Origin of the sequence: Archangium sp., assembly GCF_036277355.1 — a bacterium.
In the GTDB taxonomy this organism is placed as follows: domain Bacteria; phylum Myxococcota; class Myxococcia; order Myxococcales; family Myxococcaceae; genus Archangium.
The window spans coordinates 21,769-34,538 of sequence record NZ_DASUNC010000137.1; the positions used below are offsets into that span (position 1 = coordinate 21,769).

At 70.3% G+C, this 12,770-nt stretch carries 11 protein-coding genes; 6 read left to right on the forward strand and 5 right to left on the reverse strand.

The genetic code is table 11. The annotated features are described in order from the left end of the window. Positions 1–81 precede the first annotated feature (81 nt). From VFZ09_RS32805 to VFZ09_RS32820, 4 genes are read left to right on the forward strand one after another with little or no spacing between them, the layout of a single operon-like run. Entirely contained in the window at positions 82–786 is a 705-nt protein-coding gene (locus VFZ09_RS32805) for a TVP38/TMEM64 family protein (protein ID WP_329731668.1), read from the forward strand. Beyond that, positions 783–2,288 carry a mercuric reductase gene (locus VFZ09_RS32810; RefSeq protein WP_329731669.1) on the forward strand — a complete coding sequence of 502 codons (1,506 nt, stop codon included), beginning with the start codon at positions 783–785 and terminating at the stop codon, positions 2,286–2,288. The genes VFZ09_RS32805 and VFZ09_RS32810 overlap by 4 nt, the downstream gene beginning before the upstream one ends. A 7-nt stretch (positions 2,289–2,295) precedes the next feature. Further along, a complete protein-coding gene (locus tag VFZ09_RS32815) occupies positions 2,296–2,955 on the forward strand; it encodes a TIGR04282 family arsenosugar biosynthesis glycosyltransferase (RefSeq protein ID WP_329731670.1) in 660 nt (219 codons plus the stop codon). Then, positions 2,952–3,641 carry a TIGR04283 family arsenosugar biosynthesis glycosyltransferase gene (locus tag VFZ09_RS32820; RefSeq protein WP_329731671.1) on the forward strand — a complete coding sequence of 230 codons (690 nt, stop codon included), beginning with the start codon at positions 2,952–2,954 and terminating at the stop codon, positions 3,639–3,641. Before VFZ09_RS32815 ends, VFZ09_RS32820 begins: the two co-directional genes overlap by 4 nt. Before the next feature lie 15 nt (positions 3,642–3,656). On the opposite strand, the gene VFZ09_RS32825 is transcribed toward VFZ09_RS32820, so the two are convergent. From VFZ09_RS32825 to VFZ09_RS32840, 4 genes are read right to left on the reverse strand one after another with little or no spacing between them, the layout of a single operon-like run. Next, the gene (locus tag VFZ09_RS32825; protein WP_329731672.1) at positions 3,657–4,997 is read right to left on the reverse strand and encodes a hypothetical protein; all 1,341 of its coding nucleotides are present in this window, start codon (positions 4,995–4,997) and stop codon (positions 3,657–3,659) included. After that, positions 4,994–7,036 carry a hypothetical protein gene (locus tag VFZ09_RS32830; RefSeq protein ID WP_329731673.1) on the reverse strand — a complete coding sequence of 681 codons (2,043 nt, stop codon included), beginning with the start codon at positions 7,034–7,036 and terminating at the stop codon, positions 4,994–4,996. The genes VFZ09_RS32825 and VFZ09_RS32830 overlap by 4 nt, the downstream gene beginning before the upstream one ends. 53 nt (positions 7,037–7,089) lie before the next feature. Continuing rightward, positions 7,090–7,716, reverse strand: coding sequence for a hypothetical protein (locus VFZ09_RS32835; protein ID WP_329731674.1), 627 nt, complete (start codon positions 7,714–7,716; stop codon positions 7,090–7,092). A 45-nt stretch (positions 7,717–7,761) separates the two neighbouring features. Beyond that, positions 7,762–8,328, reverse strand: coding sequence for a class I SAM-dependent methyltransferase (locus VFZ09_RS32840; protein ID WP_329731675.1), 567 nt, complete (start codon positions 8,326–8,328; stop codon positions 7,762–7,764). 81 nt (positions 8,329–8,409) lie between these two features. On the opposite strand from VFZ09_RS32840, the gene leuS reads away from it, so the two are divergent. Next, positions 8,410–10,896 carry a leucine--tRNA ligase gene (gene leuS, locus VFZ09_RS32845; RefSeq protein WP_329731676.1) on the forward strand — a complete coding sequence of 829 codons (2,487 nt, stop codon included), beginning with the start codon at positions 8,410–8,412 and terminating at the stop codon, positions 10,894–10,896. Positions 10,897–11,054: 158 nt separating this feature from the next. Here leuS and VFZ09_RS32850 read toward each other — a convergent pair whose 3' ends face one another. Further along, on the reverse strand, positions 11,055–11,828 hold the full coding sequence (locus tag VFZ09_RS32850) for a hypothetical protein (protein ID WP_329731677.1): 774 nt from the start codon (positions 11,826–11,828) through the stop codon (positions 11,055–11,057). A gap of 58 nt (positions 11,829–11,886) precedes the next feature. On the opposite strand from VFZ09_RS32850, the gene VFZ09_RS32855 reads away from it, so the two are divergent. Next, positions 11,887–12,768, forward strand: coding sequence for a hypothetical protein (locus tag VFZ09_RS32855; protein WP_329731678.1), 882 nt, complete (start codon positions 11,887–11,889; stop codon positions 12,766–12,768). Positions 12,769–12,770: the final 2 nt, after the last annotated feature.

A 12,770-nucleotide genomic window follows, 5' to 3' on the forward strand; every position in this document is an offset into this window, starting at 1 on the left:
GGGGTTCCCGGGCGAAAGAAGGGCCGCCCGGCGGGCTTCCTGGGTTACGACTGGAGCCTCAACGGCCGTTAGGAGACGGGCATGGCTCGCCGCATCGGACGATGGGCAGTGGCGGTGACGGCGGTGGTGGCGCTGGTGCTCGCCCTCACGCTGCTGCCCGTGGACACGTGGCTGCTGGGGCTCGTCGAGCGCATCCGCGGCATGGGCCTCGCGGGCGCGGTGCTCTACGTCGCCGTGTACTGCGTGGCGACCCTGCTGATGATGCCCGCCACCGTGCTGACGCTCGGGGCCGGCTTCGCCTACGGGCCGGTGTACGGCTCGCTCCTGGTGGTGGTGGCGAGCAACCTCTCGGCCCTCGCCTCCTTCCTGCTCGGGCGCACCGTCCTGCGCGAGCGGGTGGGCCACCGCATCGCGGGCCAGCCGAGGTTCACCGCCGTGGACAGCGCCGTGGCCGCCCAGGGCTTCAAGGTGGTGTTGCTGCTGCGCCTCTCGCCCGTCTTCCCCTTCAGCCTGCTCAACTACTCCCTGTCCCTCACCCGCGTGCGGCTGCGCGACTACGCGCCCGCCACCACCCTCGGCATGCTGCCCGCCACCGTCCTCTACGTGTACCTGGGCTCGCTGGTGACCAGCGTCGTCCAGCTCTCCCAGGGCGAGCGTCCCGAGGCCGGCCTCTCCGGGCAGCTCCTCTTCTGGGGCGGGCTGGGTGCCACCGTCCTCGTCACCGTGTACGTCACCCGGCTGGCCCGCCGCGCCCTCGACGCCACGCTGAAGGAGCCCTCGACGTGAACGTCCCGCACCTGCTCGAAGGTGACGCCCACGACGCCGCCCTCACCGCCCTCACCCACCCGGCGGACTGGAAGAACCCCACGCCCTCGGGCCGCTACAACCTCGTCGTCATCGGCGCCGGCACCGCCGGACTCGTGGCCGCCGCGGGCGCGGCCGGGCTCGGTGGAAAGGTGGCCCTCGTCGAGCGGCGCCTCCTCGGCGGAGATTGTCTCCACTTCGGCTGTGTGCCCTCCAAGGCCCTGCTCGCCTCGGCGCGGGTGGCCGCCACCGTGCGCGGCTCGGGCGCCTGGGGCGTGGACGCGGGCGAGCCCCGGGTGGACTTCGCCCGGGTGATGGAGCGCGTGCGCTCGCTGCGCGCGGGCATCGCGCCCCATGACTCGGCCGAGCGCTTCCGCGGCCTGGGCGTGGACGTATTCCTCGGCGAGGGCCGCTTCGTCGCGCCCGATGCGGTGGAGGTGGCCGGCCAGCGTCTCACCTTCTCGCGCGCCCTCATCGCCACCGGGGGCCGCCCCGCCGTGCCGGAGCTTCCCGGGCTCGCCGAGGCGGGGTACCTCACGAACGAGAGCGTCTTCACCCTCACCACGCTGCCGCCGAGGCTGGTGGTGCTCGGAGGCGGCCCCATCGGCTGCGAGCTGGCCCAGGCCTTCCAGCGGCTCGGGGCCCGGGTGGCGCTCGTCAGCCGTGAGGCCCGCCTGCTCCCCAGGGAAGACCCGGACGTCAGCGCGTGTCTGGCCCGGCGCTTCGAGGCCGAGGGCATGGCCCTGCACCTGGGCGTCCGGGCCACCCGGGTGGAGTCGCTCGGCCCGGTGAAACGGCTGAGCTTCGAGCGCGAGGGCATGCAGGGCTCGGTGGAGGGCGAGGCGCTGCTGGTGGCCACGGGCCGCGTGCCGGAGCCAGGTGGCCTGGGCCTCGAGGCCGCGGGAGTCCGCCATGGGCCCCACGGTGTCGAGGTGGATGATCAGCTGCGCACCTCCAATCCGCGCGTCTACGCGGCGGGGGACATCTGCTCCCGCTTCAAATTCACCCATGCCGCGGATGCGCTCGCCCGGGTGGCGCTGCAGAACGCCCTCTTCTTCGGCCGCAAGAAGGCCAGTGCGCTGGTGATTCCCTGGTGCACGTACACGGACCCCGAGGTGGCCCACGTGGGCCTCACCTCCCACGAGGCCGAGGCCCTCGGCGCCGTCACCCTCACCGTGCCCATGTCCTCCATGGACCGCGCCATCGTCGAGGGCGATACCGAGGGCTTCGGGCGCATCCACGTGGACGCGAAGTCGGGCCGGTTGCTCGGCGGCACCCTCGTGGGCGCGCATGCCGGGGAGAACATCGGCGAGCTCGCGCTGGCCATGACGGCGGGCCTCACCGTGGGGACACTGGCCAACACCGTGCTCCCCTACCCCACCCGGGGCGAGGTGCTGAAACGGCTCGGGGATGCGTGGAACCGGCGGCGGCTCACTCCCCGGGCGAAGGGTTTCCTCTCCCGGTTGCTCGCCTGGCGGCGATGATGCGCGCATGGGCCCGATGACTCCCGAGGCAGCCCTCTGTGTCTTCGCCAAGCCGCCTCGTGCCGGCGAGGCCAAGACACGCCTGGCGCCCGCGCTCGGAGCGGAGGGGGCCGCCCGGCTCGCCCGGGCCTTCATCCAGGACACGTGGGCCCTGGTGACGAGGGTGCCGTGGGCCGTGCCGGTCCTGGCCTCGCCGTCCCCCTGGCCCGAGGGTCTGCTGCCCGGCCCGGTGGAGGTGTGGCCCCAGGGAGATGGAGACCTGGGGGCTCGGATGGAGCGTGTCCTGCTGCGAGCCCTGGAGCACTATCCGGTGGCCATTGCCCTCGGCGCCGACAGCCCGGGCCTGTCCGCCGAGCACCTGGAGGCGGCCCGGGCAGGGCTCGCTCACGCGGACGCGGTGTTCGGACCGAGCGAGGATGGGGGTTTCTACCTGCTCGCCCTGCGACGCCTGCCCGTGGGCGCCTTCGTGGACCTGCCCTGGAGCCAGCCCGAGACGCTCGCTCGCACCGAGGAGCGGCTGGTGTCGCTCGGGCTCACCGTGGCGCGTGTGGCGCCGTTCTTCGACGTGGATGTCCCCGAGGATCTCGCGCGCCTGGAGTCGGAGCTGGCCTCGGGGCGGCTGCGGGCTCCGGCCACCGAGGCCGCGCTCCGGGAGCTGCGCCGGTGATCTCCCTCATCCTCCCCGTGCTCAACGAGGAGCAGCGCATCGAGCAGCGGCTCGCGGAGCTGGCGGCCCTTGGGCCGGACATCGGCGAGGTGCTCGTGGTGGATGGAGGGAGCACGGATGCCACGGTGGCTCGGGCTCGCGAGTACCCGGGTGTCACCGTGCTCTGCGCGCCTCGGGGACGGGCCTCGCAGATGAACGCGGGCGCCGCGGCGGCCCGAGGGGACGTGCTGTGGTTCCTCCACGCGGACGTCGCCCTGCCCCCCGATGCGGCCCGGCTCGTGCGCAATGCGCTGGAGGATCCGCGCGTCGTGGCCGGAGCGTTCAAGACATGGACCGTGAATGACACCGGCCGGCGCGCGTGGCTCGGCCCGCTGCTGCACCTGGCGGACCTGCGCTCGCGCTACACGCGGCTGCCCTACGGGGACCAGGCGATGTTCATCCGCGCCGACGTGTTCCACCGCGTGGGAGGTTTCCCCGCGCAACCGTTGATGGAGGACCTGGAGCTGTCCAGGAGGCTGTGGCGCGAGGGCCGCATCCGCACGGTGGATGCGCGCGTCACCGTGTCCGGCCGGCGATTCCTCGCCCGGCCGGTGTTCTACTTCCTCGCCGTGAATGGCTTTCCGCTGCTGTACCGGCTGGGCGTGTCACCCGCCACGCTGCTGCGCGTCTACCAGCACGTGCGGTGAGGGCCGTTCCGCCCTTCAGCCCCGGTGTCGCTCCGCCACGCGGTAGAGCCGGGTGAGGGAGCAGTCCAGCAGCGACTGTCGCGAGCGCATGGAGTTGCGGGCCCGGACGAAGGGAAGCCAGACGCGGTTGCCCACGAGCACCTGCGCCTCCTCGAGCTTCTGGCGCGGAATCCACCGGCCACCGAGGTGACGTACCAGCACCTCACCCAGGTACGCGCCAATGGCGGGCACCGCGTGCTCGTCGATGGCTTCCCGCGGACGGCTGCTCGGGAATTCCTCGCGCCAGAAGTAGAAGTCAACGTCCGTGAGCGACTCGGGCGTGGCATCGAAGACGGAGGGCACCTCCGAGTGCAGCAGCGCCACGAGGTGCTCGGCCAGGGTGCTGTAATGCTCGAGCGCGCGCTCCGGGTCGTCCACGTCCGGAGGCAGGGCGGAGCTGGCGGGGCGCCATTCCTCGGGCTCGGGGGGTTGCCATGCGTTGAGCTCGGCGATCCTGCGCTGGCGCTCGTGGCTGGCGGCGCGGTCCACCACGAGAGAGAGGAGCGGGGCCAGGTCCGGGTGGAAGCGGGGCTCCACGGGGGCCAGTCTGGCACTGCGCTCATGCAAGCTGCGCAGCACGGTGTCGAAGTCGAGGTCCGGCCGCAGGTGGGCGTGGGCACGGGCCTGCGCGAGCCGAGCCTCCTTGCTGGCGAAGTCCGCCACGGTGGGCCACGTCACCAGGAGGACGGAGCCGTTAGGGAGTTCCTCCACCCGGTGAGCCGGCGTGGACAGCATGCGCTCGCGGCCAACAGTCTCCACCAGCTCGGGGCCGAAGACGTTGAGCCAACACACCTCATAGATTTTGTCGAACCCGTCTCTGCGTCGAGTCTTGTTGTCGCGGCCAAAGCTGGGGAAGCCCGCCAGTATCATGTCATCGGCGCTGTGAGCCACGGCATGCGTGACGGGATGATGGGAAGCCCAGGCTCGTACCATTTCCACGAAGCGGTGGCAGCGCTCCGCCTCCGCGAAGAAGGAGAGGGGCTTCACGTTGATGAAGATTCCCAGATTGGGAGGCAGCGGCGGGAACCAGAGACTGAGCGACATGTCCAACGCGGGCCACTTCGTGCGATAGAGCCCGAGGCCTGTCGTGTTCTCGTCGCGCCGCTCCTCCAGGGCCTTCCAAAACGAAGGGCGAGAGTATTTTCGTTGCCGCTTGCCGTTGACAACGTCTGGCATCCACCCGTCGGCGTGCTCCTCGAGTGCCTGGAGAAAGGGCTCCAGCTGTCCTTCCAGCGCAGCCTTCTGGTCGAAGGCACTGTCGAACTCGAGTCGGAGGCGATCCTCCGGTTTCAGCTCGTGCGTGCTCAGCGGCTTCATTGAAACACCACCTCGACTCCTGGAACCGCGCCCTCGGTTGCGTCCACGGCGCGCTGCAACATGTTGGCATCCTTGGGCATGAGTTCGCCCCCCTCGTAGATGAGTCGTACTCTGGGGACTTGAACCTCACTGCCCCCTGGCAAGAGGGGCTGGAGAGAGTCTCGGCGGACATCCAGCGTCTCGCCGTAGTTCCGCAGAGCTTCTCTCGCGTCCGCCTTCATCTGCGCCTGCAATACTTCTTCTGGGAGCGCGAGATTTCGGCTCTTGAAGCTGAACGTCTCCACGCGCCGTGGCCCTCCGCCGAGCGCGCCTTCCTCGATGACGAGCACATCCGCGAAGCGCAGACCAGTGCCCGGCTTTCTCACGCCCACCTGTGTTTCAATGCGGGGCTTGTTGAAGTCCCCGAGGAAGCGGCGCTCGGCCCGAGGCTTCGCCGCGTCCTCTCGCAGCAGCTTCACCATGTCACGCTCGAAGGCCAGCCCCCGGGCAAACCACCCGCGCAACTGCTCATAACCCTCCCATCTCAGCGGGCCCTTGCTGGCCTTGCCCTGCTCCACCTCGCTCAGGCGCCGCTCGTAGTAGTCCACGTACTCGCGCCAGCGTGGATTGCCTTGGACCTCGGGTGGCGGGGCATCGAGGGCCGGGCGGTGCTGCTTCAGCACCCGCGTGTCCGTGGGCAGGCGCGGGCCCGTGGCTTCCCACTCCACCGCCGCCAGCTTCGCCTCCACCACCTCCCGCGTGTGGCCCACCCCCTCGTCCACCAGCGAGGCCAGGGTGCCCTGGCGCACGGGTGGGGCTCCCGTGGCTCCGGGCCTGGCCCTGGACATGAGCGGCCGGGCCCTGGCTACGTTCCCCCGCGCTTCGTAGAGCGCCAGCGCGGCGTCCATTCCTCCCACGGCCACGAAGCGGCCCGCCTCGCGTCTGGCTTGGATGTACCGGGCCAGCTCCCGCAGTCCCTCCATGCCCGTGCCCAGCTGCGCTTGCAGTTGCCGCGTCTTCTCCGCGAGCAGACCCACTCGTGCCCGTACCGTCGCGAGTCCCCCCTGGAGTCCAGCTGCCGCTCCCCGGGACTCGTAGACGGTGCGCACGCCCTTGCCACCCGCGTACAGGGTTGCCAGCAGTGCGAGGGGCGTCAGCTCGCGCACGGCCTGCTCGTACTCGCCCCGCGAGAGCGAGGACAGCCCGTGACCCGTCCCCGCCGCGAGGTAGTAGAAGCCCAGCGGCACGCCGAAGGTGACCTGGTCCACGCTGCCCAGCAGCACGTTGCCCGCAGAGTAGTGCTGCTGCGCCGCCTCCCGCTCCACCTCGTCGAGGTCCTCCTGGTAGGACAGTGGGAGCTGTCCTCGTTGCCGGGCGTAGTGGGTGTACCAGGCATTCTTCTCCTGCTCGTGGGTGAGCAGGTCCGATGCGGCACGGCCTGCCCCTCGCATCAGGTCCCCAGGTTGGAAGTCCCTGTCCGGACGGGCCGAGAGCTTCAGGCCTCGCGCCTCCAGCTCCGCACGGGCCCTGGGCATCCGCCCCAGCGTGGTCTCCAGCTGCTTGTCCCGGGCCAGCCAGAAGAGAAGCTCCCGCAGCTCATCGTCATGGGCCGAGTCGAGGAGGTAGCGGACGAACACCTCGGCATGGGCGACTCCATACGTGCCGGTGGCGTGGAGGATGAACGCGAGGCGCTTGCGGTTGAGCAGGCCGGCGGCGTCCTCTCGCACGGGCCCCAGCGAGCCGAGCCGCACGGCATCCCAGTCCGTCAGCGACTCCACCAGCCGGGGCATGTCCACGCGCTCCTGCAGCGCGACGTATTCGGCGGGTGAGGTGCACGTGAGGAAGGGGGCGAGCAGTGCTTCGCTGTCACTGGAGGAGAAGTCCGGCCAGCCCGGGGGCACGGCCTGCCCCCCGCACGAGGGCGGGCCCTGGGGAAGAAGAGGCCCCGCACTGGCCACCTCGTCCGCGGGCGTGTCGCCAGCCTCCGTGGTGCAGCTGCCCTGTCGCGGCGCCAGCGTGACGCAGCCGGTGGAGAGCAGTACGGCACCCAGCAGCGCCACCCACCTGTGCGCTGGCCAGTTCCAGGTTGTGGTTGGCCAGCCAGGACACTCCACTAGGCGCTCGGCGCGGAGGAGCTGGAGGCCCGCGGGGTGGACACCTGACGACGGCCCCAGAGGAACAGCATGCCGACGAGGCCGAGCGTCGCCACGAAGCCCCCCACGAAGAAGGGCCGGCCGCTCACGAGGGCGGTGATCGCGCAGAAGGCCGCCAGCTCCACCTTCCGGGCGCGGGTCATCATCATCACCGTGCCCCGGTCGTAGCGCACGCTGACGATCGCCGCCTCGGGCACGTGCAGCATCCGCCGGAAGAGCATGAGGTTCTGCAGGTGCACCGAGATGACCGCGAAGCGCGTCACGACCAGCGCGCCACACACGGCCTCCGACAGGCCACCAATACCCTCCGCCCCCATCTCCGCCACCCAGTCGAAGTACGCCACCGCCAGGGGCAACACGAGCGCCCCGAACACCAGCGTCAGGACGAACCGCCTGGACACCCATTGCCCCTTCTCCACCGCCTGCACGAAGAGGGGATTGAGCTCGTAGCTGCCCCCCATCTCCACCCGCTTCCCGATCTCTCCCCGCGCCTTCAGCCTCGCCGTGGCGATGGTGAGCAGGTAGTCGGCGCAGTGCAGCACGAGCCACAGCACGCCGATTCCAACCGGACTCCAGAGCAAATCCATGAGGTCTCCTATCGCCGCCTCATACCATGGCGCCCGGGCCTCGACTCACCCCCCCGCCCGCCTCGCCACCAGGCGGGCTTCATGCCGCCCTTCCCCGGTCCAGCCCTCGGTGTACGAGACGATCTCCAACCCCTGGAGCAGTCCGGGCAGCTCGCCGTCCTCCAACAGGAAACGGGCCGAGGGGTGCGCGTGCCGCTGCAGGTTGCTCCGCGTCGGTTGGGCGAAGACGAACAGCCCGTCCGGCGCGAGCACCTTCGAGACCTCCGCGAACAACGGCCGCCACAGGAAGTTCACGCAGAGCACGAGCGCGAAGGGCCCGGGTGGCAGCGGCTCCGTCTCCACGTCCAGCCGCTGGACCCCCAGGGACACGCCCGCCGCGCGCGCGTTCTCCGCGGCCCGCTCGAGCGCCACATCCGAGACGTCCGTCAGGGTGACCTCCAGTCCGCGCCTCGCCAGCCACACGGCGTCATGCCCGGCCCCTCCCGCCACCTCGAGCGCCCGGCCCGTACTCGGCAACTGCTCCGCCAGGGAGCGGAGAAACGCGGAGGGCTCCCGGGTCCCCTGCTGCTCGCGGTAGCGCGTGTTCCACCGCTGCCTGTCTTCCTCGGACATGACCCCTCCCGCGCGAGCGCTTGGACAACCCCTACCACGGAGGACGGCGTCTCCCCGAGCGTCGTGCTACATACGGCCGCCATGTCCACAGAGCGTCCCAAGTACGATCCCTCGTCCATCGAGCCCAAGTGGCAGGCTCGCTGGGAGCAGGAGAAGACCTTCGAGGCCCGCCGTCATCCGGGCCGTCCCAAGGCCTACATCCTCGACATGTTCCCCTACCCGTCCGGCTCGGGCCTGCACGTGGGCCACCCGGAGGGCTACACCGCCACCGACATCGTGGCCCGCTACCAGCGCATGCGCGGCGTGGACGTCCTCCACCCCATGGGCTGGGACTCCTTCGGCCTCCCCGCCGAGCAGCACGCCATCGAGACCGGCACCCACCCCGCCCAGACCACCGCCAAGAACATCGCCACGTTCAAGCGGCAGCTCAAGTCGCTCGGCTTCTCGTATGACTGGTCGCGCGAGCTCGCCACCACCGACGAGGCCTACGTCCGCTGGACGCAGTGGATCTTCCTCAAGCTCTTCGAGCGCGGGCTCGCCTACCAGGCCGAGCTGCCCGTGAACTGGTGCCCCGCCCTCGGCACCGTGCTCGCCAACGAGGAGGTCATCGACGGAAAGAGCGAGCGCGGTGGCCACCCCGTGGTCCGCCTCCCCCTGCGCCAGTGGACGCTGCGCATCACCGCCTACGCGGACCGCCTCGCCCAGGAGCTCCAGGGGCTCGACTGGCCCGAGACCAAGGAGAAGCAGGTCCATTGGATCGGCCGCAGCGAGGGCGCCGAGGTGGACTTCGCCCTCGAGGGCCGCTCCGAGAAGCTCCGCATCTTCACCACGCGCCCGGACACCCTCTTCGGCGCCACGTACATGGTCATCGCCCCCGAGCACCCGCTGCTCGAGTCGCTCGTCACCCCGGAGCAGCGGCAGAAGGTGCTCGCCTACCGCGACTCGGTCATCAGCAAGAGCGACATGGATCGCACGGCGCTCACCAAGACGAAGACGGGCGAGTTCACCGGCGCCTACGCGCTCCACCCCCTCACCGGCGCGCGGCTTCCCATCTGGGTGGCGGACTTCGTGCTGGGCTCCTACGGCACCGGCGCCATCATGAGCGTGCCCGCGCACGACGAGCGCGACTTCGAGTTCGCCCGCGCCTTCGGGCTGCCCGTGGCCGAGGTCGTCTCGCCCGACGGCCAGCTCCACGACACCGCCTCCTGGACCGAGGCCTTCACCGCCGAAGGCGTCGCCGTCCGCTCGGGGTTCCTCGACGGCCAGCGCACGCCCGAGGCCAAGGCGGCGATGATCTCCCACCTGGAGCAGAAGGGCCTGGGCACTCGCCGCGTGCAGTACCGCCTGCGCGACTGGGTCTTCTCCCGCCAGCGCTACTGGGGCGAGCCCATCCCCGTCTACTTCCCCGTGGACCTGCCCGCCGGCTCCACGGATCCGCGCAAGCATCCACATACGGTCCGCTACGACCAGCCCATCGCCGTGGCCGAGAGCGAGCTGCCCGTGCGCCTGCCCGAGCTCGAGGACTTCAAGCCCTCGGATGACCCCGCTGGGCCCCTGTCCCGCGCGCTCGACTGGCGCTTCTTCCAAAAGGACGGCAAGTGGTTCGCCCGCGAGACGAACACCATGCCCCAGTGGGCCGGCTCGTGCTGGTACTACCTGCGCTTCATCGATCCGCACAACACCCAGGCCGCCTTCTCGAAGGAAGCCTATGACGCCTGGATGCCCGTGGACCTGTACGTCGGCGGCTCCGAGCACGCCGTGCTCCACCTGCTCTACGCCCGCTTCTGGCACAAGGTCCTCTTCGACTGCGGCGTCGTCTCGCACCCCGAGCCCTTCGGCAAGCTCGTCCACCAGGGAATGATTCTCGGCGAGAACAACGAGAAGATGTCCAAGTCCCGCGGCAACGTCGTCAACCCCGACGAGGTCGTCCAACGCCACGGCGCCGACTCGCTCCGCGTCTACGAGATGTTCATGGGCCCCCTCGAGGCCGTGAAGCCCTGGCAGACCCAGGGCGTCACCGGCGTCCGCCGCTTCCTCGACCGCGCCTGGAATACCCTCGCCTTCGTCCGCGACGAGCCAGGGGCCGCCGAGGCCACGCTGGATGAGGAGTCGCTCCGGCTGCTGCACAAGACCGTGAAGAAGGTCGGCGAGGACATCGAGGCGCTGCGGCTCAACACCGCCGTCAGCGCGCTGATGATCCTCTCCAACCGGTTCGCGGAGATTCCTCGCGTGCCGCTCGAGGCCGCCCGCACGTTCGCGCTCCTGCTGTCTCCCTTCGCTCCCCATCTCGCCGAGGAGCTGTGGGAGCGGCTCGGGGGTACCAAGAGTCTGGCTTATGAGCCCTGGCCCTCCTACGACCCCGCACTCACCGTGGACGATGTCGTCGAGATGGGTGTGCAGGTGAACGGCAAGCTGCGCAGCAAGGTCAAGCTGCGCCGCGATGCCACCGAGGCCGATGTCCGCGCCGCCATCGCCAACGATCCCAACGTCCTCGCGCATACCCAGGGCAAGACGGAGAAGAAGTTCGTCTACGTCCCAGGCCGCATCATCAACCTGGTCGTCGGCTGAGCACCGCTTCTCGGGGACTCGGGCTCAACCTGGGGCCCGGGTACCCTCACCCCGTCCCTCTCCCGAAGGGAGAGGGGTTCTTGGGGGACCTGGTGTTCTTGGTGGGGTGGTGTTCTTGGTGGGGTGAGGTTCTTGGTGGGGTTCTTGGGGGTTCTTGCTCAGAACAGCGTGTCCGCGAGCTTCGCCCTCGTGTCTCCCGCCAGCACCGTGAAGCGCATCACCCGGTCCGTTCCGCGCCACACCTCGATGCTCCGCGGCAACATCTCGCCCGTCACCGGCGAGTTGTAGTCCAGGAAACGCACGTCCCACGCCGTTCCCTTCGCGTCCTTGTACTTCAGCCGCGCCGGCCGGAAGCCCTCCTTGTACACCCAGAATTGCGGCTTCCCCTCGCCCTGCTGCCCCAGCACGTACACCACGTCGCCGCCAAACCGCGCCAGCGATGTCGTGCGCGGCTCGATTCCCAGCGAGCGCAGGTGCGTCTCCACCACCTCCCGCCCCTCCACCGCCGACTCCGCTCGCACTCCCAGCACCGCGCACAGCTGCCGCACCGCCTCGGACAGCGCCGGAATCTCCGTGCCCTCCACCCGCTTGCGGCCCTCCGTGGACACCGCCGCCACCGTGTTGCCCTCCCGCGCCTTCGCCTCGAAACGGCATCGGCCCGGCAGCCGCATGTACACCGTCCCGTCCGCCTCCAGCTCCGGCCGGTCCGTCGGCAACCCCAGCGCTCCTCCCGCCTCGTTCACCACCGGCCCGTAGAAGTGCAGCGAGCCGTCCGCCTTCAGCGTCGTCGACGGCAACTCCTCGCGCGCCGCCACCATCCGGCGCAGGATGGAGCCGCCAGGCAGCACGTACGCTCCCGCGCTCATCGCCGCCAGCACTCCCAACACGGCCGCGGCGCGCTTCACGCTCTTGCGGTTCAATGGCTCTTTCATGGGGCGGCGAATCTAGTGATGGCCCTCCCCTCCATCAAGGCAGTTAGGATGCGCTTCCATGCGGATGTCGCACCGTCTGACGCTCCTGTTCGTCCTCCTGCTCGCCCCCCTGGCCCACTCCCAGGAGGACTCCGGATCCGATACCTCGCGACAGCCCCGCGCCGAGGACCTGCGTGAAATCCTGAGCGCTCGCGCCTACGGCATGGGCGGAGCCTGGCGCGCCCTGGGCGTCGGCGCCGAGTCCGGCACCGGCAACCCCGCCGCCCTCGCCGCCTTCCGCACCTACCGCGTCGAGCTCACCGGCGCCTGGGACTGGGTGGGCAAGGACGCCTTCGGCATGGTCGCCCTCGCCGATTCGTCCACCAGCGCACTCGCCGCCGGGGTCAGCTACCAGCTCGTCTCCCTCGGCAAGGGCGTCGAGCGCGCCACCGGCCACCTCAACACCGTGGGCCTCGCCATCCCCTTCAGTGACAGCCTCATGGTCGGCGTCTCCTCGCGCTACCTCCTGCTGCGCGGCGCCCGGCTCGCCAATGCCATCACCGGGGACGCCGGCATCCTCTTCCGCCCCGCCCCCGTCATCTCCATCGGCATCTCCGCCCATAACCTCATCGGCACCGGCAACGCCGAGCTCACCCGCTACTACTCGGCCCACGCCGGAGTGTTCGCCGGCCTGCTCACCCTCGCCGCCGACGTGCGCGCCGACTTCGAAACCCACAGCCGCACCACGCTCACCTACAGCGGCGGCCTCGAGTACCTGCTCGGGCAGAGCTTCCCCCTGCGCGCCGGCTACACCTGGGATGGCTTCACCCGCTCCTCCCAGCTCGGCGTGGGCATCGGCGTGCTGACGCCCGGTGGTGGCATCGACATCGCGTACCGCCATGACTTCGGCGGAGAGAACGGACGGCTCGTCGCCCTCACCCTCAAGATGCAGGTGCAGTGAGC

What these genes read in the sequence shown, in the direction of transcription:
- leuS (WP_329731676.1), top strand. Translation starts at nt 8,410, where the DNA reads ATGTCCACAGAGCGTCCCAAGTACGATCCCTCGTCCATCGAGCCCAAG.
- VFZ09_RS32825 (WP_329731672.1), bottom strand. Translation starts at nt 4,997, where the DNA reads ATGAAGCCGCTGAGCACGCACGAGCTGAAACCGGAGGATCGCCTCCGA.
- VFZ09_RS32835 (WP_329731674.1), bottom strand. Translation starts at nt 7,716, where the DNA reads ATGGATTTGCTCTGGAGTCCGGTTGGAATCGGCGTGCTGTGGCTCGTG.
- VFZ09_RS32850 (WP_329731677.1), bottom strand. Translation starts at nt 11,828, where the DNA reads ATGAAAGAGCCATTGAACCGCAAGAGCGTGAAGCGCGCCGCGGCCGTG.
- VFZ09_RS32855 (WP_329731678.1), top strand. Translation starts at nt 11,887, where the DNA reads ATGCGGATGTCGCACCGTCTGACGCTCCTGTTCGTCCTCCTGCTCGCC.
- VFZ09_RS32805 (WP_329731668.1), top strand. Translation starts at nt 82, where the DNA reads ATGGCTCGCCGCATCGGACGATGGGCAGTGGCGGTGACGGCGGTGGTG.
- VFZ09_RS32840 (WP_329731675.1), bottom strand. Translation starts at nt 8,328, where the DNA reads ATGTCCGAGGAAGACAGGCAGCGGTGGAACACGCGCTACCGCGAGCAG.
- VFZ09_RS32815 (WP_329731670.1), top strand. Translation starts at nt 2,296, where the DNA reads ATGGGCCCGATGACTCCCGAGGCAGCCCTCTGTGTCTTCGCCAAGCCG.